This is a genomic window from Exiguobacterium sp. s35, assembly GCF_018617535.1.
Classification (GTDB): Bacteria; Bacillota; Bacilli; order Exiguobacteriales; family Exiguobacteriaceae; genus Exiguobacterium; species Exiguobacterium aestuarii.
On the sequence record NZ_JACSKI010000002.1, the window covers coordinates 67,323 to 90,618 of the forward strand.

Below are 23,296 nucleotides of genomic sequence, written 5' to 3' on the forward strand. Positions count from 1 at the left end.
AAAACTATTTCACATCATAGAATATATTTCAATTTACTTAGTGATAAGTAGGAGGAACCAATGAGTCATTTTAAAAGACAATTAGAAAGCTCTCTTTATACTGGTTTTGTAGATAAAGATCACCATCACTCTAGTCCATTCAAACCAGAACTTTTAGTAAACGAACGAGTTAAAAGACAGGATGTATTGACTGTGTTACTCGATGAATTGAAAATTTGTAAAAAGTTTCAATTTGCCGTTGCGTTCATTACAGAATCGGGTTTGGCAACACTTAAATCAACATTATACGACTTGAATCAAAAAGATATCCGAGGCGAGATCATTACTTCTACATACCAATTGTTTAATCAGCCAAAAGTGTTTAAAGAACTTTTGAAAATTTCGAACGTTGACGTAAGAATTGCAGATGTGAATGCGTTTCACTCAAAAGGATATATTTTCCAACACGAAGAGTACTATTCATTGATAGTTGGTAGTTCAAACTTAACTGCAGGAGCATTAAAAACAAACTATGAATGGAATATTAAACTTACTTCTCATGAGAACGGTGAAATTGTTCAACACTTTTTCAATCGTTTTGAAACGATGTGGAATGAATCGATTCCGTTAACCTTAGAATGGATTAAGGCTTATGAAAATGTATATCGTCCAATGGTTAGAGATCGAGTTGCTGAGTTTCCAAGTATGCACGATTTTAATCAAGTCAAGCGGGACCTTGAAATTAAGCCGAATGCTATGCAGCGATCTGCTTTAGATGGTATTGAAACAGTCCGACAGCAAGGTCATCAACGCGCACTTGTTGTATCAGCTACGGGGACTGGGAAAACATATTTAGCTGCATTTGATGTTCGTCGATATGAACCGAAGCGAATGTTGTTTGTAGTCCATCGTGAACAAATTCTGAAGAAAGCTATAAGTGATTTTCATAAAGTGATTGGTGGGAACATTGAAGATTTTGGTATTTTGTCAGGAACAAGTCGAGCAATTGATTCTAAATATGTTTTTGCAACGATTCAAACCATTTCAAAAGATGAAACTTTATATCAATTTGCACGAGAAACTTTTGATTATATCTTGATTGATGAAAGTCATCGAGCCGGAGCAAATACATATCAAAAGTTATTAGAATATTTTACCCCGAAGTTCTTACTTGGAATGACTGCTACTCCTGAACGATCAGATGGATATGATTTATTCAGACTATTTGATTACAATATTGCATATGAAATTCGTTTACAAGAAGCACTTGAAGAAAATATGCTATGTCCGTTCCATTATTTTGGGGTAACAGATCTTGAAATTGATGGGGAACAAAAAGAAATTGAAGTGTTTCAAAAACTTGTATCAACTGAAAGAATTGACCGAATTATTGAAAAGATTAAATACTACGGTTATTCGGGGGAAACATTGCGAGGACTAATGTTCTGCAGCTCTAAAAAAGAAGCAATGTATTTATCTGAGCAACTTAATGCTCGAGGTTTTAGAACGTGTGCTTTAACCGGGGATGATACTCAAGCAAAACGAAAGCAAGAAGTAAATAATTTAGAACAAGGATTACTAGACTATATTCTCACTGTGGATATATTTAACGAAGGGATCGATATACCGAGCATTAATCAAGTTGTAATGCTTCGACAAACTGAATCAAGTATTATTTTTATTCAGCAATTAGGAAGAGGTTTGCGAAAGCATAAATCTAAGCGTTACGTAACAGTAATTGATTTTATCGCAAACTATAAAAATAATTACTTAATTCCAATTGCTCTCTCAGATGATCGCTCTCAAAATAAAGACTCTATTCGTCGTAAAGTAATCGATCGGAGCTATATTTCTGGTACATCAACTATTAATTTTGAAGCAGTTGCTAAAGAACGAATTTATGAATCAATCAACCAAGCAAGATTAACAGATTTAAAAACTCTAAAAGAAGCATATCAGAACTTAAAAAATAGATTAGGTAGACAACCAATGTTGACTGACTTTATAGAAAATCATTCAATGGATCCAGTTGTTATAGCAACTAAAAATGGACATTATGGTGCTTTTTTAAGAGTTGTTGAAAGTGAAGTTCCTTCTCTTTCGAAAGAGGAGGAGCAAATTTTACTTATGGCAACCCAAGAACTTTTATCAGGTAAACGAATACATGAGATTTATTTGTTAAAACTTTTGGCATCTGATCGCTCTATAAGCAAACTCAATTTTATGAACTACCTAAATGACCATCATGTTCGAGTAGATGAAACAACGCTTAAATCAGTAGAGAATGTATTATCATTAAGCTTTTTTAATGATGCAGATCGAAAGAAATATGGTAATAAGTCGTATGTTGAATTAGATCGTGACATGTATCGATTACCTTCACACATACAATCTATGTTACAAAACGAATGGTTTGCTAAGTTATTAAACGACTTACTAGAGGCATCAATTCTAAGAAGTAAACGATATGATCAAACACAACCTTTAACGAGATTGGAAAAATACACGAGAAAAGATGTATGTCGATTATTAAATTGGGAAAAAGAAGAGCAATCTACGATGTATGGCTATAAAGTTAAGCATCATACATGTCCTATATTTGTAACGTATCATAAAAGTGAAGATGTGGAAGCAAGTGTTAATTATGGTGATTCCTTTATTAGTCCAGAGGTATTTCATTGGTATACTCGAAGTCGAAGAACTACAAAATCTGAAGAAGTACGTAAAATTATTGATTCAGAGAAAGAAAACATTGATATTCACCTATTTGTGAAAAAAGATGACGATGAAGGCGGAGATTTTTACTATTTAGGTGAAGTGAAACCAGATCAACAATCTATAAAAGATACCACGATGCTAAATAAAGATGGTCAAGAACTTCCTGTAGTCACGATGAATTTAATAATGAGAGAGAGTGTCGATCAACAAATCTATGATTACTTACACGAGCAAACTCATTAATAAAAGCCGAGGCGTAATTTATACGTTCTCGGCTTTAGTTATTTGATTGATCACATCATTTACTGCAGGTATGTCGGCTGGAGCCCAAACAAGGGAACGTAAATTCTCACGCTTTAACCAGATTAATGCATCATGTTCCGTAGCTATAGGAGTTCCTGATTTTAATTCTGCACGTAATGAAACTAATTGAATAATGAAGGTTTCGTATTCGTGTATATGCTCATTAATAATTTCATGAGCAGTAATTTCACATTGCAGCTCTTCAAAAATTTCACGTTCGAGTGCTTCTTGTAAGTTTTCTCCATCCTCGACTTTTCCTCCGGGAAATTCCCACATGTTTGGAATGAGCATAGTTGTTGAACGAAGTGCACAAAGAATTTCCTGATTTTCGTTTTCGATAACTGCTGCTACTACTTTTATTGTTTTTTTCATTGGTACTCCCTCATTTTTGAAATTTGACTATATCTATCATAACATTCGTATTTCATTATGAATTCAAGCTTCACTTAAAGAATTTTTTCGCTCTAAACCCCTTATCATTCATCACAAAAGAGTTATAATCGGTATAACGATTATAAAATATACGATTGAAGAATGGGGATTCTCCGGTTGTATAACAAAAAAATTCAGGGGATAAGGATGGGGTTTTCATGAGCAGTACGCAAACGAGAACAGACGTCATTTTGATTGGGGCAGGCATCATGAGCGCGACGCTCGGTTCACTCTTTAAAGAGCTCGTACCAGAGTGGAACATCAAAGTGTTCGAAAAACTCGATGCAGCAGGGGAAGAAAGTTCAAACGAATGGAACAACGCAGGTACGGGTCATGCCGCACTGTGCGAATTAAACTATACAACGGAGAACGCGGATGGGACAATCGACATTTCCAAAGCGGTCAACGTCAACGAACAGTTCCAAATCTCGCGTCAATTTTGGGCGCATCTCGTTAAACAAGGATTGATTGAAAATCCAGGTGCCTTCATTCGCTCGATTCCACATATGAGTATGGTCCAAGGGGAGAAGAATGTCGACTTCTTGAAACGCCGTTTGGAAGCGCTCACAACGAATCCGCTGTTTGAAGGCATGATCTTGTCGGACGATCCGAGTCAGTTACGGGAATGGTTCCCGCTCATCATGGACGGACGGACATCGGACGAACCGATTGCCGCGACGAAGATTGATTCGGGGACGGATGTGAACTTTGGTGCGTTGACACGTATGTTGTTTGACCATCTCACATCGAACGGGGTCGAGGTCAACTACGGCCATAGCGTCGAGGACGTCAAGCGTCTCGACAACGGTCTTTGGGAAGTGAAAGTGAAAGACTTGTCTGCGAACAAAATTGAGACGCATACGGCACCATTCCTCTTCATCGGAGGAGGAGGAGGAAGTTTGCCACTCTTACAGAAAACAGGAATCCCGGAGTCGAAACAAATCGGTGGGTTCCCGGTCAGTGGGCTCTTCCTCGTCTGTAAAAATCGTGAGGTCATCGAGCAACATCATGCGAAAGTCTACGGGAAGGCGAAAGTTGGGGCACCACCGATGTCGGTACCGCACCTCGATACGCGCTTTATCGATGGACGAAAAGAGTTGTTGTTTGGACCGTTCGCCGGCTTTACACCGAAATTCTTGAAAACAGGTTCGAATTTAGATTTGATTCGTTCAGTCAAACCGAACAACGTCATCACGATGCTTGCGGCAGGGGCAAAAGAGATGCCACTCACGAAATACTTGATCGAGCAGGTACTCTTGTCACACGACAAGCGCATGGATGAACTTCGTGAATTCATTCCGAATGCTAAGAATGAAGATTGGGAGATTGTCGTGGCCGGACAACGGGTTCAGGTCATTAAAGATACACCGCAAGGCAAAGGGACGCTTCAATTCGGTACAGAAGTCGTCAGCGCGGAAGATGGATCGGTCGCGGCACTTCTCGGTGCTTCTCCAGGTGCATCGACTGCCGTTCACGTCATGTTGAAAGTACTCGAACAGTGCTTCCCGCAACAGTTACCGGAATGGGAAGAGAAAATCAAAGAGATGGTTCCGTCTTATGGCTTGAAGCTTTCGGAACATCCTGACCTATTCAAGACGATTCATGAATCGACAGCGGTCACGCTCGGTTTAGAAGAAAAGGATATGGTCCACAACTGAAGAGGATGAGGCGAGTATACAATCGTATGCTCGCTTTTTCTTTTGGGACTGTAAAAGGAGACGAAAAAAAATGGGTATTTACAAAAATAGGAATATGAAAAGGAGGGATACGTCATCGATCCGATTAAACTGAGTAAGTGGGAGCAGAAAAAATATGCACATTACTTAAAGCATCTGCGAACATACGATGATCACTTTGAGTATTGTATCATTCCAAACTATGAGGAGTATGCAACGGAATTGAAGACAGAGTCGATTCAACTCGCTGATTGTTTTGCTGTGCTGATGCGTCAGGACGATCACTATATCCTCGTCTCCATAGCGTTAGATGGAGAATGGGATCTCAAACGTGTGTTGAAATGGCTCGACCTTCACGAAGTGAGGTTGTTTCATCCTACACAGGATACATTGATTCTGTCGAAAGTTCAGGATGTAATAGATGCGGTCACATTTAAAGGGTATCCGCTCGTATTGGTCGAGAAGGGAACAAATGTGTTGTTCGTCGGTCCTGAATATCTAGAAGAAGTGACAGATGAATTTGAGCAGTATCATAAAATCACGAATACGGCGTCGGCAGAATCGCTACAGATTGAAGATAAATAAGGAGCGATGTCTCTTGAATCAAAACGAGTTGAAAGAGTTTGTGGAGGGCGTCACTACGAAAGAATATTTGCGACCGTTTGTCAGTAAATACAAATGGTCGAAACCGAATGTCTTTGTAGTTGGAATCAACCCAGCTACTTCGATTTTGAAAACAGATGTAAATTGTGATGTCAATCGATACATCGATTTAATAACGGACAGAAAATCGTTTTTAACGTTCATTCAGCAGAAAAACGTACAAAAAGGAAAGAAACCCTTTTCAAAAACGAGAATCGGACTAAATCATCTGGTGGAACATTTAGAAACGAAGTCGAATGGGAAGATTGAAGTGCTGGAGACGAATATCAATGCATATCCGACGAGCAATGCGAAACAACTAAAGACGATGCCGCCTCAAATTAGAGAAGCTGGTCAGGAATGGTTTCGCAAACTGATGCTTGAGCATACCCCGCCTGTCGTCGTCGTGCATAGTCTGGATGCGACACGTGATTTGATGAAATGGTTAGAATCTGAAGAGATCCTTTTTCCGTTCGAGTACAATCGCTCGTATCGCCTTCAAGATTGGATTGACCTTGGTCCCATTCCGATTACCTATCCTTGTGGTGCGACAGGTGTCGTATTTTGCACCAAACACTTGAAATACTATGGACGGAAGGGAAACGCGTTTCAAAAGTTAAGAGATGATGTATTGAACCAGTTTAAAGAAAGATGACAAAAACCGTTCAATTGAAGCAAGACGTGTTGTCTCTGCTTCAATTGAACGGTTTTTAGCGTTACACCATTTTAAGAAACGTCTTCGCCTGTTGCTCGAGCGTGGCGGCTGAATCGGCTAATTTTTCGAACTCCCGCACCGTCTGCTCGAGTTGTCCGGAGCTGTCTTGGACTTTATGAGAGATGCGCCCAATGCTCGTCGACACGTCATCGATGCGTTTGACAATCCCTTCGATGTTGGTATTCACTTCCGTAATGGAGAGGGATACTTTATTCGACAGGTTGCGTACTTCCGTTGCGACGACATTGAACCCCCGTCCATGTTCACCTGCGCGTGCCGCCTCGATGGCTGCATTGAGAGCGAGCAGGTTGGTTTGAGCAGCAATTTCGCGAATCGTCCGGACGATGTCTGTAATCGTCTTTGCCTCTTGTTGGAGTGCAAGCAAGTGCTCCCGATTTTGAATCGATTCGGCTTCGATTTGTTTAACGTTCTCTAGCACATGTTCCCCGTCCTGCTTTCCTAGCTTAGACTGAGCGGATAAATACTCCGATGTTTCTTGAAGGTCATTTGCCATGTGGAGAACATCCTGTTGACGAGACGTGATGTCGGCTGCAATCTTAGAGACACCGATAACACGCTGGTTCGTGTCATCGAAAATCGGCATATAAGTCGCCTCTAGCCAAATACTATGGCCATCGGCGGCACGTCGTTCGATTTTGTCGTGATAGCTTAACCCTTGCATCAGTTTCCGCCAAAACAGTTCGTACTGGGGACTGTTCGCAAACTCAGGCAAGCAAAGATCGCGATGGGGGCGTCCTATCAGTTCATTGACTTCGTAGCCCATCGTTCTTGCGAAAATCTCATTGACGTAGGCGACGCGGCGATTTTCATCAAAACGAATGATGGCTAAATTATTTTCGATGGCCCGGACAACATGCGTATCGGTGACATGGGTCGTACTAGAGTGCAGTTGCATCCTAACATCCTCCCTATATCATTTGAGTTATTTTTATTAGGATACCCCATAATTGTAAAAATAAGTATATTATTGTGACAGAACAAAAAAAGACCGCTTCCGCGGGGAAGGGGTCAAGGTGTGAGTGTCGCCATGCTTTCATGTAAGTATTCAGATATGTTGCGCTCAATGTCGCTTTCTGAACGATTGAGAGCAAGTGAGATTTCTTTCACCAAAATGGTTTTGGCGTTCTCTAGAATCTTACGATCTTGTTCGTATAGCTTCTTGTTGGCGTGGAGCGCTTCGATGTGTCGACGGCTCAGTGTATTGACGACTTGAGCGATGTCGTGACGATTTCCTGAATGGACGACATTTAAAAATTCCCGATTCCGGTTGTTCGAATGTGGATTCCATTCAACGCCAGGCGAACGGAACGACTCTAAAATTTCTAATGCTTCGTCTGCTTCGAGCAACGTCAACATCATCACATTGTCATTATCGACCGGAATACTGATCTGTAATTTCTGTGAGTTGTTGATCGGGTGAAGCGTATAGTACGATTTCGTTTCTCCTGCGACCGTTTTGTCCGAAATGTCGTCGATCCGACATACGCCATGGGTCGAGTAGATGATTAAGTCTCCAGCTTTAAACAAGTCGATCACCTCTTCCTTATCTATAAGCATAGTCATTCAGAAGGTGAAATGTCAACTAGGTTGACGTTTAGTGAAATGTATGCATATAAAAATCGCGGCGAGTTTAACCCGACGCGATTATAGTTTCCAGTCCATCCGTAGAATGGTTTTCAGTTGATCGAACGCCTCTTGTCCGATGCCTTCTTGAATCCGTTGCTCGAGTTGCGCTTTGAGCGTCTCGTTCTGTTCATAACAAGTATGACCGAGTGTTGTCAGCTCGATACATTTGTCCTTTCGATTTTGTGGATGGTCCGTCACGAGAACGAGTGCTTTTCCTTCCAAGTTCTTAATCAGTTTATGAATCGCTTGCCGAGAGATGTGGACACTTCGTGTGACCTCGGCGATGGTCGTTTTTGATTGATAAAGTGTAGCGAGAATGTACCATTCCGAGTTTGAGATGTGGATGTCACTCTGCTCATTCCAGGATTGTTCACTCATGCGTCGAACTTGATCGTTTCGTTCTGTGAGTAAATCAAGTAGACGGGTTGACGTTGATGGAGTCAAATCAAGTCACTCCTCTTTCGTTTCCAGGTTTTTAGACGTTCCTAACTATACAAAAGCAACTATACCCCGTCAACGTCAATCTAGAACAAAACGAGGCACGTGGCCTCGTTTTTTACTGACAGTCTTTATTTTTGAAATCGATGACCATCCGCCCTTGAATTTTCCCTTGCTCCATTTCTTCGAACACGTCTTGAACCTCGTGAAGGCAGCGTTTATGGACGACTGGGACGACGAGTCCCTCGGCCCCGAATTGGAAAGCCTCCTCTAAATCTTTTCGTGTCCCGACGAGCGAGCCGACGACTTCGATTCCATCAAGCACGAGACGAGGGATGTTCAAGTCCATCGTTTCGGAAGGAAGACCAACCGCGACCACTTTCCCGCAAGCACGTACCGCGTTGACGGCTGAGTTGAAGGCGACTTTTGAGACAGCAGTGACGACCGCGGCGTGTGCTCCACCAAACTTCTCTTGAACGATGTCGGACGCATCTCCCTCGGTCGATGGATTGATGGTTAGATCGGCACCACTCTCTTTGGCGAGTTCAAGCTTATCATCGTTCAAATCGACGGCGATGACGTGCGCGTTGAAGACATGTTTCGCATATTGGATGGCCAAGTTCCCGAGACCACCACATCCGTAGATGACGACTGTCTCTCCAGGCTTCACGTCTGCCACTTTGATCGCCTTATACGTCGTGACACCGGCACACGTGATGCTCGATGCTTGTGCAGGATCCAAGCCCTCCGGCACTTTGACGGCATAATCGGCTACGACGATACTTTGTTCGGCCATGCCTCCGTCCACACTATAGCCGGCATTTTGAACGTTTCGGCAGAACGTCTCGCGTCCCGTCGTGCAATATTCACAGCGACCACATGCATGATACATCCAGGCGATGCTGACACGGTCCCCGACTTTTAGGCTCGTGACATCGTCCGCGATTTGAGACACAATCCCGATCCCTTCATGACCGAGCACGCGTCCTTGCACATCGCCGAAGTCACCAGCCGCGACGTGAAGGTCCGTGTGACACACGCCACAGTACTCGACATCGACAAGCGCCTCACCCGCCTGTAATGGACGAATTTCTTTTTCGACGACTTCGATGTTGGCTTTGCTTGTTGAATTGACAACGACTGCTTTCATGTTTGAACACACTCCTTGTGAGAATTTAGCGACTCTGCCGAAACAGCACTCTGAATCACACCGTCAGAATATCACAAAAAATGGAATGAAAGCGATTTATTTTTGTATAGCATGTGTCTACGAGATGAACTTTTGTCACATGAAGATTTAGGGAAATAGAAATGGAAGAAGCAAATGAAAGGAGTCACATTTATATGACGCGAACAGAGTTATTCCACACATATAAATCGAAAATTTTGCAGTTATCGAATTTGGAGGAAGAGACGTTAAAAAGTGAACCGTTTTTGTTAGACCGTGATGAAAAGAAACAACTCGACATCTATTACGCGCCGTTCGAATACATCAACCCGGATGCGAAAGTCGTCATCGCGGGTATCACGCCAGGCTTGTATCAGATGCGTCAGTCGTTCGAGGCGATTCGCGACTTGAAGGATGCGACAGACGAAGAGGCGCTTCGAGCCGTCAAACAACGTGGCAGTTTTTCCGGTCCAATTCGAAAGAACTTGGTGACGATGCTGGATGATTTAGATTTGCATCGTCATTTAGGAATCGGGTCCTCCCTTGATTTGTTCGGATCAGCGAACCATCTCGTACAAAATACGGCGGTACTTCCTTATCCGGTCTTTTATAAAGGGAAGAACTATAACGGGTCGAGCCCGGATATGATTCGAACGGACCTGTTTCGACCGTATGTGGAAGGAACCTTCGCTGAAGAGATGGCACATCTTCAAGACGCACTTATTTTACCGATGGGCGTAAATGTGAGGCGAGCCGTGGAATTGTTGGTGGAGCGCGGTCTCTTGAATCAGGATCGCGTTGTGAGCGGGTTCCCACACCCCTCTGGTGGAAATGGTCATCGTCATCGCATCTTCGCCGAAAATCGAGATGCCATGAAACGACACATCGCCGAACATTTCAAGCGACATCCACTCTGAACCGCAGTGCGGTTCTTTTCATGTGAGCACATGACCTGACAGCGACTCTTTACTTCGCTAAAATGGTAAACGGTTGACTCACTCACGAGATGTAGAAAGGATGTCCGCCATGATCACATTGTCGTCCGTCCATAAGCGTTATGGACAAGAGATGGCCGTTCGCGATGTATCGCTTCACATTCGAAAAGGTGAGATTTATGGCATCATCGGCGCAAGTGGTGCCGGCAAGTCAACGCTTCTTCGATTGATGAATGTATTAGAACGACCCGATAGTGGAAGTGTCACAGTCGATGGCGACCAATTGACCGAACTCTCCAATCGGGAACTACGCAAGAAGCGACATCGGATCGGTATGATTTTTCAACAATTTAATCTTGTCGCCAACAAGACCGTTTTTGATAACGTCCTCGACTCATTGAAGCTCGCGAAACGACCGAAGGCGTCATGGGAGGCACGTGTGATGGAATGTCTCCGGTTTGTCGGACTTGAAGCGTATCGAGATAAATATCCTGCGCAATTAAGTGGGGGACAGAAGCAACGTGTCGCCATCGCTCGGGCACTCGCAAGTGAGCCGAATGTCCTTCTCTGCGATGAACCGACGTCCTCCCTCGACCCGAATACGACGGCAGAAGTACTTCGTGTCTTGCAATCGGTCAACGAACAACTCGGTGTCACCATCGTCCTAGTCACGCACGAGATGGATGTCATTCGTCAAATCTGTCATCGTGTCACCGTCATGGCAGACGGAGCCGTTCATGAGACGATTGAACAGGAACCGACAGGCGTAGTTGCCATCGATCAGAATCCAAGTTGGTTCGTCGAACAGCTACGGAAGGAGGGCGAACCGGATGCCTGAGATCTTGTTACGCTATCAGTCTGAAATTTGGCAGTCCATCGCTGAGACGTTCATTATGGTCGGGGTATCCATCCTCGCCGCCATCTTGGTCGGACTGCCATTAGGTACGTGGCTTTACCTCTCACGTAAAGGACAGCTGTTAGAGAACCAAATCGTCTTCTCCGTCCTCAACTTGGTCGTGAACATCGTCCGGTCATTCCCGTTCTTGTTACTCGTCGTGTTTTTGATTCCATTTACACGGCTGATCATCGGGACGGCCATCGGTACAGCGGCAGCGACCGTACCGCTCTCCATCATTGCCATCGCGCATTATGCGCGCCTCGTCGAACAGTCATTGATTGATGTTCCGCGCGGTGTCGTTGAAGCGGCGCTCTCGATGGGGGCATCGGTGAAAGACATCATCTTCAAGTTTCTTTACGTCGAAGCCAGATCCGGTCTCGTCCTCGGATTGACGACATCCATCATCAGCTTTATCTCGTACTCGACAATCATGGGGGTCGTCGGGGGCGGTGGCATCGGTGACTTTGCCATCCGTTACGGGTATCAGCAATTTCAGACAGAACTCATGCTCTATATGATTCTCATCATGCTCGTCTTCGTGCAGCTGATCCAATTCACGGGCACGACCGTGGCACGAATCATCGACAAACGCTAAACAGAAAGTAGGAAATGAACATGAAAAAATTGATGGCACTTTTTGCCTCACTCACACTCGTCCTCGCAGCATGCGGGAACGATACAGAAACACAAACGGAGCAATCGAACGAACCACAGACATTGAAAGTCGCATCACTCATCCCACCGATGACAGATATGCTTGAAATCGCAAAAGAACAGCTCGCAGAAGAAAACATCGAACTCGAAATCGTTGTCCTCGGAGACAATGTCCAACCGAACTCGGCACTTGCGGCGAAAGAAGTCGATGCGAACTTCTTCCAACACGTTCCGTACATGGAAGAGTTCAATCGTAGCAACGATGCGAATCTCGTTCCGATCGAACCAATTTACTTCGCGAACTACGGTGTATACGCGAAAAACTACGACAACATGGAAGACATCCCGGAAGGCGCGACAATCGCTATCGCTAACGACGTATCGAACATTGACCGTTCGCTCTCTCTTCTCGCACAGCATGACGTGATCGAGCTCGGGGAGAAAGAAGGCACGTACTACACACAAGCGGATATCACATCGAATCCGAAAAACTACAAGTTTGAAGAGGTCGACCTCTTGATGCTCGCTCGTGCGTACGATGATGTCGACGCTGTCTTGATGACACCGGCTTACGCGGCACCGCTCGGTTTGACGCCGAAGAGTGACGCACTCCTAACAGAAGGTGTCGAGAACGACTTCGCGATCACGCTCGTCGCACGTGAGGACAACCAGGATGACGAAGCCATCCAAAAACTCGGTGAGGCGCTCACGAGTGACGAAGTCCGTGCATTCTTAGAAGAAAACTATGCAGAAACAGCGATTCCAGCGTTTGAATAAAAAAGATTGAGCCTCGTCGGCTCAATCTTTTTTAGTATTCTTCGTATTCTCGCGGGTCTTGGTCATCGATGCGACCATCTGGCTTCGTCAACGCATTAAGCGTCTCCATCTCTTTATCTGTCAATTCGAAGTTGAAGATATCGAGATTCTCTTTTTGGTGCAACTCACTAGACGAGCGGGCGAGCGGGATGACACCAAGTTGCACGTGCCAACGCAAGATGACTTGAGACACGCTCTTTCCTTTTTGTTTGGCGAGCTCGGTGATCTTCTCGTCATGGATGACCGTGCGAGCGCGACTGAGCGGGCTCCACGCCTCTGTGATGATACCACGCTCCTTGTCGGCTTGACGTTGCTCGACTTGCGAGAAGTACGGGTGTAGCTCGATTTGGTTGATGACCGGTGTCTCTCCGGTCTCTTCAATCAAGCGGTCAAGGTGCTCCGGCATAAAGTTCGAGACCCCGATGGAGCGAATCCATCCGTTTTTCTTTGCCTGAATCAAGGCGCGCCATGCCTCGACGTACTTGTCTTGCTTCGGATTTGGCCAATGCAAGAGGAACAAATCCCAATAATCGAGGTTTGCCCGATACAGGGACTCCCGAATCATCTCGAGTGCCTGGTCATAGTCATAATATTGCGCGCGCAATTTTGATGTTAAGAAAAGCTGCTCGCGCGGGATGCCGGATTGGCGAACCGCTTCACCGACAGCACCTTCATTATCGTAACGAATCGCCGAATCGATGAGTCGATACCCGGTTCGGATCGCGCACGTCATTGCGTCGACGCCTGCCTCGCCTTTCAAATAAACCGTCCCGAGCCCAATCGCCGGAATCTCATAACCGTCATGTAACTTGATTGTTGGAATACCCATCAAATGCCTCCCAATTCAAAATCCGTTCTCTTCTCCGCTATTCCACTTTCCTCGGAAATGAAACGTTTGAATGTGAGGTCAACGACGAAACGCTTTAATCAAACCTTCGACCAAATCAAGGATACATACGATGATGATGGTGAGTAAGACACCCCATACACCCCAACGACTAATCGTTCCGATATCGATGTTGATTTGCTCAGCAATCAATGAGAGGGCATTAGAAGAAATCAAATCAGGTTGCAGTAAAATGAGCGCCGTGACGACAATCCACACGATATTGAAGAGCGCGTTCCATAAGGCGAGCGGCTTCGTCCAATGTCGTACGATCCATTTGTAAATGGCGATGGCGATACCGAAGGCGGCCAAAGCGATGACGAGTGGTAAGAATCGATCCAAGACCGACGAATTGAGTAGCGGGTAGGATTCGCCATCCGTGACGACGCGAATCAACTTTTCGGCGTTGACGTATAATACGACCATCAAAACGGTGGCGACAACATCAAACAGGATCGAACCAAAAGAGATTGAGGTCGAACGGGGTTTCACTTTCTTGAGTTGCTCAGGTTTCCAACTAGAGAAGGGGACTTCGCCCTCAGGTACGGCGCGTTCGATGATGAAGAATGTGAGGGTGATCCAAAATAGCGTCTGGACAACGACGTTGAAGATGGCGGCTACGATTTGAAGGAATGCTTGAATCAAGAATTGACTCCAAGACGTATCATCAATTGGGTTGGTCAAATAACCGATAATCGAGAGAATCGTGATGACCGTGACGGCAATCGGTAAGACGATCTTGATGATGTTCACATACTGTGTGAAGAGGGCGGGGCCGATGAGATAGAGCGGTCGGTTCGCATAGCGAGCAGCGAGAACATGAGGGTCGCCGAGCTGGCGCAACGCTTCAAATAAAGCCGTTTCAGACGGGTCATTTCCGGTCATGTCATCGATGGTCGACTCCAATTCCAGTGCGACGTCTTGACGCATCGACTCTGGTATTCGAGAGGTGACTTCATCGATATACACATCACGAAGATTCATGATCATTTCCTCCTTCGATTAAACGGGTTAACGTCTTCGACATGTTCATCCATTCCACATACAACTCATTCAAAATATCCATTCCGTCCCTACTGAGCACATAGTACTTGCGTGGTCGACTCTCCGTCGTATCCCAGGAACTCGTGACGAGTCCTTGCTTTTCAAGTCGACGCAAGAGCGGATAGAGCGTACTCTGATCGATGTTGATCTCGGCATCAAGTAACGCCTGGACGAGCGAGTAGCCATACTGTGGCGTCTTCAACTGACTGAGCACTGCAATCGTCAACGTGCCGCGCCGCAATTCTGTCACTAACGAGGCTTTTACATCGGACATTTCTTCGCCTCCTTCATTCGTTCTTCTTTATACTGTATATCATACACTATAAGTTATCATACATCAATGCGAATAAAAGATGTTGAGTCATTTCCTGATTTTGGGATAATGAAGAAGAGGTGATGTTCATGAAGTGGTGGTGGATGGTTGGAAGTATGGTGATGGTCAGTTTGTTGATCATCAATGCGCAGTGGTATGGGAATGCGGCGACATTTGGAGTGCCAATCGGATGGATGATCACAATCTTGGTCTTGGCCCAGTTTCGAAAGCCAACGTCGACTCGTTGGGTTGTGTTGTTTGGGGTGATCAGCGTAAGCATTGGAATCGTGTTATCCGTACCGGGTTATTCGGTAGCGGAAGCGAAAGAGACGTTGAATAAAACGTACGATGACGTGACGTACATGGAAAGCGTACCGACGACCGGGGCAGAATGGAACCCATTCACGCCTCGGGTAGGCTATCGGTTTGAGACGAGGAGAGGGGAATCGATCTTATTCATCCCGGATTCGGGGAAAACATTTGAACTGTAAAAAAGACTCGCCCTCTATGATGAGTGCGAGTCTTTTTGTTAGTTGCGAATCATATAGTCGAAGGCGCCGAGTGCGGCTGTCGCACCAGAACCCATCGAGATGATGATTTGTTTGTAGGCGCTGTTCGTGCAGTCTCCTGCAGCGAACACACCTGGGACGTTCGTCGCGCCATGACGGTCGACGACGATTTCCCCGAAGTTGTTGCGTTCGACCGAGTCGAGCCAGTCCGTGTTCGGGACGAGACCGATTTGGACGAAGACGCCTTCAAGTTCGACATGATGTGACTCGTTTGTCTCACGAGACACATACGAGATCCCGTTCACTTTGTCCGTACCCGTGATTTCTGTCGTCTGAGCGTTCGTGATGACAGTCACGTTCGGGAGGCTGTGAAGTCGGTCTTGAAGCACTTGGTCGGCCTTGAGCTCAGAAGCGAACTCGAGGACCGTCACGTGTTTGACGATACCAGCGAGGTCGATGGCCGCTTCAATCCCAGAGTTACCGCCACCGATGACCGCGACACGTTTCCCTTCGAAAAGAGGACCGTCACAGTGCGGGCAGTAAGCGACACCTTTGTTTTTGAACTCTGCCTCACCTGGGACGTTGACGTTACGCCAGCGTGCACCGGTTGAGAGGATGACACTCTTACTCTTCAAGACAGCGCCGTTCTCGAGTTCGATCTCGACGAGGTCATTTTTCTCAAGACGCTTCGCGCGTTGGAGGTTCATGACGTCGATGCCGTACTCTTTGACGTGCTCTTCTAGGCTAGCGACGAGTTTTGGACCTTCTGTATAAGCGGTACCGATAAAGTTCTCGATGCCCATCGTGTCCATCACTTGGCCACCGAAGCGCTCCGCGATGATTCCGGTACGGATTCCTTTACGAGCCGCGTATACGGCAGCACTCGCACCAGCCGGACCGCCACCGACGACGAGGACGTCGTACGGGTCTTTGTCCGAGAACGCAGAGGCGTCAGGACCTGTGCCGAGTTTCGATAAGATCTCTTCGAGTGACATCCGACCGTTCCCGAACGATTCTCCGTTTAAGAAGACTGTCGGGACAGCCATGATCTCTTTCGCTTCCACTTCATCCTTGAACGCGGCTCCGTCGATCATCGTGTGGGTGATGTTCGGGTTGAGGACGCTCATGACGTTTAGCGCTTGTACGACGTCAGGACAGTTGTGGCAGCTGAGGCTGATGTATGACTCAAAGTGATACGTGCCTTCGATGTTTTGAATTTGTTTGATCGTGTCCGCATCGACTTTCGGTGCGCGCCCACTCACTTGGAGGAGGGCGAGGACGAGTGATGTGAACTCATGTCCGAGTGGAATCCCCGCAAAGACGATTCCTGTCTCTTCAGATGGACGATTCACGCTGAAGCTCGGTGTACGCTCGAGTGTCGCGCGTTCGACCGAGATGCGTGATGACATGCTGGCGAGTTCGTTGACGAGCTCGAGCATCTCGTTTGAGACTTTGTCTTCCCCAGCGCTCACACGGAGGACGACATCGCCCTCCATGAGCTGGAGATATTGGTCGAGCTGTTGTTTAATCGCTGCTTCTAACATGCAATCGCTCCTTACAATTTACCGACGAGGTCAAGGCTTGGGCGGAGTGTTTCAGAACCCTCTTCCCATTTCGCTGGGCAGACTTCGCCTGGATTGTTGCGTACGTATTGTGCTGCTTTGACTTTGTTGACGAGCGTGCTCGCGTCACGGCCGATGCCGCCAGCGTTGATCTCGACAGTTTGGATGACACCGTCTGGGTCGATGATGAACGTACCACGGTCTGCAAGGCCATCTTCTTCGTTCAAGACGTCGAAGTTGCGCGAGATGACGTGTGATGGGTCACCGATCATGATGTACTCGATTTTTCCGATTTTCTCAGATGTTTCGTGCCAAGCTTTATGTGTGAAGTGTGTGTCTGTTGAGACAGAGTAAACTTCTACACCGAGGTTTTTGAGTGTAGCGTACTCGTTTTGAAGGTCTTCGAGTTCAGTTGGGCAGACGAATGTGAAGTCAGCTGGGTAGAAGCAGACAACGCTCCATTTGCCTTTGAGATCGTTCTCTGTAACTTCGAGGAATTCACCTGTTTGGAATGCTTGTGCTTTGAATGGTAGTACTTCTTTGCCGATTAATGACATGGGTTATGTCCTCCTTGTTTTTTTACTCTAGCGTTTCTATCTCGACTAGAATAATTATAATGTAATACTAACTTCATATAACGAGCTAGAATTGTCAAGGCGTTTGCATGCTGTTGAAGTATTAGGAATATCAATGGATTATCCGAATTTGGCTTAATAAAAGGAAAGAAAACGATTACATATTGAGTAGTATTTTTCTATCTATTTTCTTATTTTGAAAAATGAAACTTATAAGTAAAGTTACTAATATATTGAGTAGGGTCATTGATTTTCTCGTCGCGAATTATATGATTATCAATTACCTCAATAAAAAACCTTAATCACAAGTAGAGATTAAGGTAGAGGAATTTGCTGTATAATTTTTTCTCGATACAAAGCACGATCCTGACTTTTTCGTAATCGAGCATGACAGTTAGGACAAGTGGCAATCACTTGTTCAGGGAGAGCCAATCCCTCATCAGATTCTTTATATAGCGAGTAAAGTTCTAAATATGGACCATGTTCAGTATCGAATGGCGCGGCTTGACCGCATGCCTCACAGTGATTATTTGCTCTTGCAAGTACGTAATAATATAAAGCTGATGTCTGTTCCCGCACTTGACGCTTTCGAATCGACATACTTAATCCAGTCGCGCGCTTAGGGTCACGTGTAGCGATTTGTTCGAGCTCCTCGATCGATTTGTATCTCATGGTGGATGCAAATTCTTGAGATTCTTCTTGTACTATATGGAGTGGTTCGAAAGCAAAAACGATGACTTCTCGCTGATTTTGATGCTTGTCGATTCCAAATTGAATATCATAGCCAATCAAGATAAGTTGATCTACGAAACGATAATTTCCTTTGCCGAGAGACTCAAATAGATAAACGTCTTCACCATTTTCAATGTGGTGGAGAAGTGCCTTATTTCCGAAGGAGAAGGTTTGATTTCCTTCTTGTCCTTCGCCGCTATAATAGAACAAACCATCTTCTTCGCTCCAGCCATTCTTATAGCCAAACTCTTGGTCCATCCCACTATCAAAAATAAAAATAAGTTTATGTTTGTTAGGTGTACTGATTCCTCGTTGACGACTTCCTCCATATTGATCATGGATGGAGGAACGTCTATATACTTTATTTTTTTCGAACAGCATAAAGCACCTCATTCCCAAAATTTTCATTTAGTTAAAGTGTAGCATGCTTTTTTATTAAAAACGAAAAAGACAGAGGATATACCCCTGCCTTCATCGTTACTCTGCCATCAACGCACACACCGCATTCGAATACGCTACCGGATCTTCAATCGGTAACCCTTCAATGAGGAGGGCTTGTTGATACAAGAGGTCTGTATATTGTTTCGCTTTCGCTTCATCTTCTTTATATACACGTTGGAGTGTCTGGAAGATAGCGTGGTCAGCGTTCACTTCGAGGACTTTCTCCGCTTTCATGCTGCCGCCGTTTGGCATCGCGTTCAAAATCTTCTCCATCTCAATCGAGACGTCGCCTGCGACCGTCAAGCAGACAGGGTGCGACTTGAGGCGTGTCGAGGCACGCACTTCTTTGACCCGGTCCCCGAGTTCTTGTTTCATAAAGTCGAACAAGTCTTGGTTGTCTTCGTTGAGCGATTTCGCTTCCGCGTCATCGAGACCGAGGTCGCCGCTCGCGATCGACTTGAACTCTTTGTCGTCATACGACTGAAGCATCTTGATTGCAAACTCATCGATCTCTTCTGTGAAGTAGAGGATCTCATATCCTTCTTCTTTCAAGCGCTCCGCTTGTGGCAAGAGGTCGATGCGATGAATCGACTCGCCTGTCGCGTAATAGATGTACTTCTGGTCTTCTTTCATCCGCTCGACGTACTCTTTGAGCGAGACGAGTTTCTTTTCATGAGAAGAATGGAAGAGAATCAAGTCCTTCAATTCATCTTTTGCTGCGCCGAACTGGTCATACACACCGAACTTCAATTGACGACCGAACGACTCATAGAACTTCTCATAGTCCTCACGCTCGTTTTGGAGCATCTTCTCGAGCATGCCTTTGATTTTTGACTTCACATTTTTGGCGATCACGCGAAGCTGGCGGTCCTGCTGCAACATTTCACGGGAAATGTTGAGGGAGAGGTCTTCTGAGTCGACCATCCCTTTGACGAAGCCGAAGTAATCCGGCAAGAGGTCTGGTGACTTCTCCATGATCAACACGCCGTTCGAGTAAAGCTCGAGCCCTTTCTCGAATTCTTTCGTGTAATAGTCGAACGGAACCGTTGACGGAATATAGAGGATTGATTGATAGCGAATCGTCCCGTCGACGTTCAAGTGAAGATGTTTGAGCGGCTCATCAAAGCCGTAGCGCTTCTCGTGATAGAATGCTTTGTAATCTTCGTCTGTCAACTCGCTCTTACGCTTCCGCCAAATCGGCACCATGCTGTTGACGGTCTCTTCTTCTTTATAATCCTCGTACTCTTCCGAGTCTTCTTTTTGACGATGTTTCGTCACATCGAGTTTGATCGGGTAGCGGATGAAGTCCGAATGTTTCTTGATGAGCGAACGAATTTCATACTCTTCAAGGAATGACGAATACGCGTCATCTTCTGTGTCTGCTTTCAAGTGGAGCGTGATCTCCGTACCGATGTCCGCCTTGTCTGTCGGTTCGATTGAATAGCCGTCTGTGCCTTCTGACTCCCATACGTATCCTTGATCACTGTCAATCGAGCGAGTCCGTACCGTCACACGGTCAGCGACCATGAACGCAGAATAGAATCCGACCCCGAATTGACCAATGAGGCTATGGTCTTCTTCCATCTTCGTTGTCTGTTTCATGGCGAGTGAACCGCTCTTTGCAATGATTCCGAGGTTCGTTTCAAGTTCTTCTTCTGTCATCCCGATTCCTGTATCGCGAATCGTGATGGTCCGTGCCTCTTTGTCGAGTTCGATTTTGACGAAGTAATCGTCTTTGTTGAACTCGATGCTCTCGTCGGAGAGGGCGCGATAATACATCTTGTCGATCGCGTCACTTGCGTTCGAGATGAGCTCGCGCAAGAAGATGTCCTTATGTGTATAAATTGAGTGGACCATCAACTCTAAAATTCGTTTCGATTCCGTTTGAAACTGTTTCTTTGTCATGATCGTTCTCCCTTTTTCGTCTGTATTTTGGCACTCTTGTATAAAGAGTGCTAACACTATTGATTATCCTAAAAATTAGGAAGATGTCAACTGGATTTCAAGAAAAGATTGACGAGGACGCTTGATTCGCATATAGTTGAGTACATGCGATGAGCTGGTCTATGTAAGACGGCGGACATTCCCTTGAGGAGCACGTTGTGGAGCGTGGTCCGTCGCGGTAGACTTTCGAGAGCACCTCTAGTGAGAGGTGCTCATTTTTTATGTATACAACTAGCCTCCCTTCAAACGAAGGGAGGCTTTTCTTATGTCCGAATGGAGGCGAGCAACATCTCTTTCAACGCATTGATTTGCACAGCCGGTTCGATATCGTCCTCCAAATAACTGATATGCGACTTCAATAGGATGTTGTTGCCGAACGTCCCAAACGCATTGATGATTGTCACGACAGTCACTTTCACATCGATATCTGCTCGGAACGAGCCATCCCGTTTTCCCTCTTCAATCAATGGTTCGAGCGTCTGCATGATGTGTCGCTGCACATCAATGTACGTCTCAATCCCAGGGAGGGGCGTGGCGACGAAGGAGGCATAGCTCTCAAACGCCTCGCGGAAACGGGCGTGGTCCGTCCGTTCGAGTTGCATCTCGAAAAAGTGGTTCAAGATGACCTCGAGCCGTTCATAGGCGTTGCCTTCCTCATTCACAAATTGCTCCAATCGTTCGAGTGTTGGCTGTAAATTCTTAACGGCCGCTGCGACAATCAATTGATCTTTCTTCGGAAAATAGCGAAACAGTGTCGCTATCCCAATCCCTGCCGCATCCGCGATATCCTGCATTTGAACTTTCTCAAAGCCATTCTCTAAAAATAAGCGCTCGGCCTCTTGGATAATCAGTTGAATCCGTTCTTCTTTGTTTTGTTGTCGTTTACTCAATTCCATCACCTCATTGTCTGTCCTTAGTATATCGCCTTCGAGCAGTTTCGTTGAGATTAATGTCACAACTGATTATGATTATGATAGTTAGACTATCATAATTTAATGAATGGAGCTGGGACAATGCGTTTACAGGGGAAAGTAGCGGTCATCACAGGGGCAGGAAGCGGTATGGGAGAGTCGACGGCACGTCTATTCGCCAAAGAAGGGGCGACGGTTGTCGCGACAGACATCAATGAACAAGGGGTAAAAAATGTGGTCGAGTCGATTCGTGCACAAGGCGGGGAAGCCATCGCGGTCAAACATGACGTGACATCACGCGCAAGCTGGGAAGACGTATTTGCGGAAGTCGAAGCGACATGTGGCAAATTAGATATTCTCGTCAATAACGCTGGAATCGCACTCGCAAAACCGTTCTTGGAACAGACAGAAGAGGACTGGGCACGCACATATCGCATCAATATCGATGGGGTCATGTTAGGGACGCAGTATGCGATTCCGCTCATGACAGAGAATGGCGGTGGATCGATCGTCAACATCTCCTCTATCTCTGCATTGACCGGTATGGCAGGTGCAGGGGCATACACGGCATCAAAAGGTGCGGTCCGTTCACTTACAAAAGCAGCGGCCGTCGATTATGGGAAGCAAAACATTCGGGTCAACTCGGTGCATCCGGGGTATATCGTGACGCCGATGAGTGCGCCGCATATGGAACATCCGGACTATAAGCAGCACTTCTTGAATCAAATCGCCTTGCCGAATCTCGGACAAGCGGATGAGGTGGCGGCAGCCGTCCTCTTCCTCGCGTCAGATGAAGCGAATCATATTAGCGGGATCGAACTCCCGGTAGACGGCGGCGTGACGGCGAAATAATCGAGAGAGCATCCTGACGTGATGATACCTCGTGTTATATTAAGAAAAAGAGGTGAAGTCATGATTCAGTTTGAGATGGAACGAGTATGGATGGATGAAACGGAGCTGTTTTATCAAGTTCAGCTTCAACTTCGGTCTTCTGCCTGCACCAGTAATCAGTTGATTTATTTAGATGATGCGAGTCTTGAGGATCTTCATCAAAAGATCGATCAATTCAATCAAGCGTGGGGCAAAGAACCAATCACATGGAGACTGCTCGATGAAAAAGAGGATTCGGATGATTTGCAAGTCAATCTAACTTTCACGTTGATTGACCGGATTGGGACCATCCAAATCGATACTTTCATTCATGATGAATGGCAGTTTGACTCATTTGACCATGTTCATATGAAATGTAGAATGAGGACGACAATGGGACAGCTCGATGACTTGAGCGCTCAACTTAAACGTTTCATTCGTCGTGAGACCGACCATGTCTTATCACTTCGACCAGAATAAAGCAGCCT

The 23,296-nt window shown here is 45.7% G+C and carries 24 protein-coding genes; 11 read left to right on the forward strand and 13 right to left on the reverse strand.

Annotated elements, in window-relative coordinates:
• The first annotated feature begins 60 nt into the window (after window positions 1-60).
• Window positions 61-2,940 (forward strand): DEAD/DEAH box helicase, encoded by a 2,880-nt coding sequence (locus KNO75_RS10770; protein WP_214821927.1) that lies wholly within the window; start codon window positions 61-63, stop codon window positions 2,938-2,940.
• An 18-nt stretch (window positions 2,941-2,958) separates the two neighbouring features.
• Here the strand turns inward: KNO75_RS10770 and KNO75_RS10775 are convergent, their stop codons facing one another.
• On the reverse strand, window positions 2,959-3,372 hold the full coding sequence (locus KNO75_RS10775) for a (deoxy)nucleoside triphosphate pyrophosphohydrolase (protein ID WP_214821930.1): 414 nt from the start codon (window positions 3,370-3,372) through the stop codon (window positions 2,959-2,961).
• Between the two features lie 218 nt (window positions 3,373-3,590).
• Here KNO75_RS10775 and KNO75_RS10780 point away from each other — a divergent pair, with 218 nt between their 5' ends.
• The 3 genes from KNO75_RS10780 to KNO75_RS10790 all read left to right on the forward strand — a co-directional run bounded on the left by KNO75_RS10780 (window position 3,591) and on the right by KNO75_RS10790 (window position 6,405).
• The gene (locus KNO75_RS10780) at window positions 3,591-5,090 is read left to right on the forward strand and encodes a malate:quinone oxidoreductase (RefSeq protein ID WP_214821932.1); all 1,500 of its coding nucleotides are present in this window, start codon (window positions 3,591-3,593) and stop codon (window positions 5,088-5,090) included.
• Between the two features lie 240 nt (window positions 5,091-5,330).
• On the forward strand, window positions 5,331-5,693 hold the full coding sequence (locus KNO75_RS10785; RefSeq protein WP_214821947.1) for a hypothetical protein: 363 nt from the start codon (window positions 5,331-5,333) through the stop codon (window positions 5,691-5,693).
• Between the two features lie 13 nt (window positions 5,694-5,706).
• A complete protein-coding gene (locus KNO75_RS10790; RefSeq protein ID WP_214821949.1) occupies window positions 5,707-6,405 on the forward strand; it encodes a hypothetical protein in 699 nt (232 codons plus the stop codon).
• 61 nt (window positions 6,406-6,466) lie between these two features.
• Here the strand turns inward: KNO75_RS10790 and KNO75_RS10795 are convergent, their stop codons facing one another.
• The 4 genes from KNO75_RS10795 to adhP form a co-directional block, all read right to left on the reverse strand.
• Window positions 6,467-7,381 carry a methyl-accepting chemotaxis protein gene (locus tag KNO75_RS10795; protein ID WP_214818115.1) on the reverse strand — a complete coding sequence of 305 codons (915 nt, stop codon included), beginning with the start codon at window positions 7,379-7,381 and terminating at the stop codon, window positions 6,467-6,469.
• A 113-nt stretch (window positions 7,382-7,494) separates the two neighbouring features.
• The gene (locus KNO75_RS10800) at window positions 7,495-8,022 is read right to left on the reverse strand and encodes a CarD family transcriptional regulator (RefSeq protein ID WP_260569981.1); all 528 of its coding nucleotides are present in this window, start codon (window positions 8,020-8,022) and stop codon (window positions 7,495-7,497) included.
• 108 nt (window positions 8,023-8,130) lie between these two features.
• Window positions 8,131-8,556: a MarR family winged helix-turn-helix transcriptional regulator gene (locus KNO75_RS10805; RefSeq protein ID WP_214821950.1), complete on the reverse strand. Its 426-nt coding sequence runs from the start codon at window positions 8,554-8,556 to the stop codon at window positions 8,131-8,133.
• Window positions 8,557-8,668: 112 nt separating this feature from the next.
• A complete protein-coding gene (gene adhP / locus KNO75_RS10810) occupies window positions 8,669-9,700 on the reverse strand; it encodes an alcohol dehydrogenase AdhP (protein ID WP_214818111.1) in 1,032 nt (343 codons plus the stop codon).
• A gap of 194 nt (window positions 9,701-9,894) precedes the next feature.
• On the opposite strand from adhP, the gene KNO75_RS10815 reads away from it, so the two are divergent.
• The 4 genes from KNO75_RS10815 (at window position 9,895) to KNO75_RS10830 (ending at window position 12,982) form a co-directional block, all read left to right on the forward strand.
• Window positions 9,895-10,635 (forward strand): hypothetical protein, encoded by a 741-nt coding sequence (locus KNO75_RS10815; RefSeq protein ID WP_214821951.1) that lies wholly within the window; start codon window positions 9,895-9,897, stop codon window positions 10,633-10,635.
• A 109-nt stretch (window positions 10,636-10,744) separates the two neighbouring features.
• Window positions 10,745-11,491, forward strand: coding sequence for a methionine ABC transporter ATP-binding protein (locus tag KNO75_RS10820; protein ID WP_214818105.1), 747 nt, complete (start codon window positions 10,745-10,747; stop codon window positions 11,489-11,491).
• Complete coding sequence (locus tag KNO75_RS10825; RefSeq protein WP_214790040.1) at window positions 11,484-12,146, forward strand: methionine ABC transporter permease; 663 nt, start codon at window positions 11,484-11,486, stop codon at window positions 12,144-12,146. The genes KNO75_RS10820 and KNO75_RS10825 overlap by 8 nt, the downstream gene beginning before the upstream one ends.
• 20 nt (window positions 12,147-12,166) lie before the next feature.
• Window positions 12,167-12,982 carry a MetQ/NlpA family ABC transporter substrate-binding protein gene (locus KNO75_RS10830; RefSeq protein WP_214795866.1) on the forward strand — a complete coding sequence of 272 codons (816 nt, stop codon included), beginning with the start codon at window positions 12,167-12,169 and terminating at the stop codon, window positions 12,980-12,982.
• A 31-nt stretch (window positions 12,983-13,013) separates the two neighbouring features.
• Here the strand turns inward: KNO75_RS10830 and KNO75_RS10835 are convergent, their stop codons facing one another.
• The 3 genes from KNO75_RS10835 to KNO75_RS10845 all read right to left on the reverse strand — a co-directional run bounded on the left by KNO75_RS10835 (window position 13,014) and on the right by KNO75_RS10845 (window position 15,225).
• Window positions 13,014-13,850 carry an aldo/keto reductase gene (locus KNO75_RS10835; protein ID WP_214821952.1) on the reverse strand — a complete coding sequence of 279 codons (837 nt, stop codon included), beginning with the start codon at window positions 13,848-13,850 and terminating at the stop codon, window positions 13,014-13,016.
• Window positions 13,851-13,928: 78 nt separating this feature from the next.
• On the reverse strand, window positions 13,929-14,891 hold the full coding sequence (locus tag KNO75_RS10840) for an HAAS signaling domain-containing protein (protein ID WP_214821953.1): 963 nt from the start codon (window positions 14,889-14,891) through the stop codon (window positions 13,929-13,931).
• Window positions 14,878-15,225, reverse strand: coding sequence for a PadR family transcriptional regulator (locus KNO75_RS10845; RefSeq protein ID WP_214790047.1), 348 nt, complete (start codon window positions 15,223-15,225; stop codon window positions 14,878-14,880). The genes KNO75_RS10840 and KNO75_RS10845 overlap by 14 nt, the downstream gene beginning before the upstream one ends.
• Before the next feature lie 128 nt (window positions 15,226-15,353).
• Here KNO75_RS10845 and KNO75_RS10850 point away from each other — a divergent pair, with 128 nt between their 5' ends.
• Window positions 15,354-15,755 carry a hypothetical protein gene (locus tag KNO75_RS10850; protein WP_214795872.1) on the forward strand — a complete coding sequence of 134 codons (402 nt, stop codon included), beginning with the start codon at window positions 15,354-15,356 and terminating at the stop codon, window positions 15,753-15,755.
• 38 nt (window positions 15,756-15,793) lie between these two features.
• Here KNO75_RS10850 and ahpF read toward each other — a convergent pair whose 3' ends face one another.
• The 5 genes from ahpF to KNO75_RS10875 all read right to left on the reverse strand — a co-directional run bounded on the left by ahpF (window position 15,794) and on the right by KNO75_RS10875 (window position 21,917).
• Window positions 15,794-17,317, reverse strand: coding sequence for an alkyl hydroperoxide reductase subunit F (gene ahpF / locus KNO75_RS10855; protein ID WP_214795874.1), 1,524 nt, complete (start codon window positions 17,315-17,317; stop codon window positions 15,794-15,796).
• A gap of 11 nt (window positions 17,318-17,328) precedes the next feature.
• Window positions 17,329-17,892 carry an alkyl hydroperoxide reductase subunit C gene (gene ahpC / locus KNO75_RS10860; protein WP_015880295.1) on the reverse strand — a complete coding sequence of 188 codons (564 nt, stop codon included), beginning with the start codon at window positions 17,890-17,892 and terminating at the stop codon, window positions 17,329-17,331.
• Between the two features lie 333 nt (window positions 17,893-18,225).
• Window positions 18,226-19,023 (reverse strand): SRA domain-containing endonuclease, encoded by a 798-nt coding sequence (locus KNO75_RS10865; RefSeq protein WP_214821964.1) that lies wholly within the window; start codon window positions 19,021-19,023, stop codon window positions 18,226-18,228.
• A gap of 96 nt (window positions 19,024-19,119) precedes the next feature.
• Window positions 19,120-20,988: a molecular chaperone HtpG gene (gene htpG, locus KNO75_RS10870; protein ID WP_214821966.1), complete on the reverse strand. Its 1,869-nt coding sequence runs from the start codon at window positions 20,986-20,988 to the stop codon at window positions 19,120-19,122.
• Window positions 20,989-21,290: 302 nt separating this feature from the next.
• Window positions 21,291-21,917: a TetR/AcrR family transcriptional regulator gene (locus tag KNO75_RS10875; RefSeq protein ID WP_214821968.1), complete on the reverse strand. Its 627-nt coding sequence runs from the start codon at window positions 21,915-21,917 to the stop codon at window positions 21,291-21,293.
• A gap of 123 nt (window positions 21,918-22,040) precedes the next feature.
• On the opposite strand from KNO75_RS10875, the gene KNO75_RS10880 reads away from it, so the two are divergent.
• Together KNO75_RS10880 and KNO75_RS10885 are read left to right on the forward strand one after the other, a co-directional pair.
• Window positions 22,041-22,790 carry an SDR family NAD(P)-dependent oxidoreductase gene (locus tag KNO75_RS10880; protein ID WP_214821971.1) on the forward strand — a complete coding sequence of 250 codons (750 nt, stop codon included), beginning with the start codon at window positions 22,041-22,043 and terminating at the stop codon, window positions 22,788-22,790.
• A 60-nt stretch (window positions 22,791-22,850) separates the two neighbouring features.
• On the forward strand, window positions 22,851-23,288 hold the full coding sequence (locus tag KNO75_RS10885; protein WP_214821974.1) for a hypothetical protein: 438 nt from the start codon (window positions 22,851-22,853) through the stop codon (window positions 23,286-23,288).
• The last annotated feature ends 8 nt before the right edge of the window (window positions 23,289-23,296 follow it).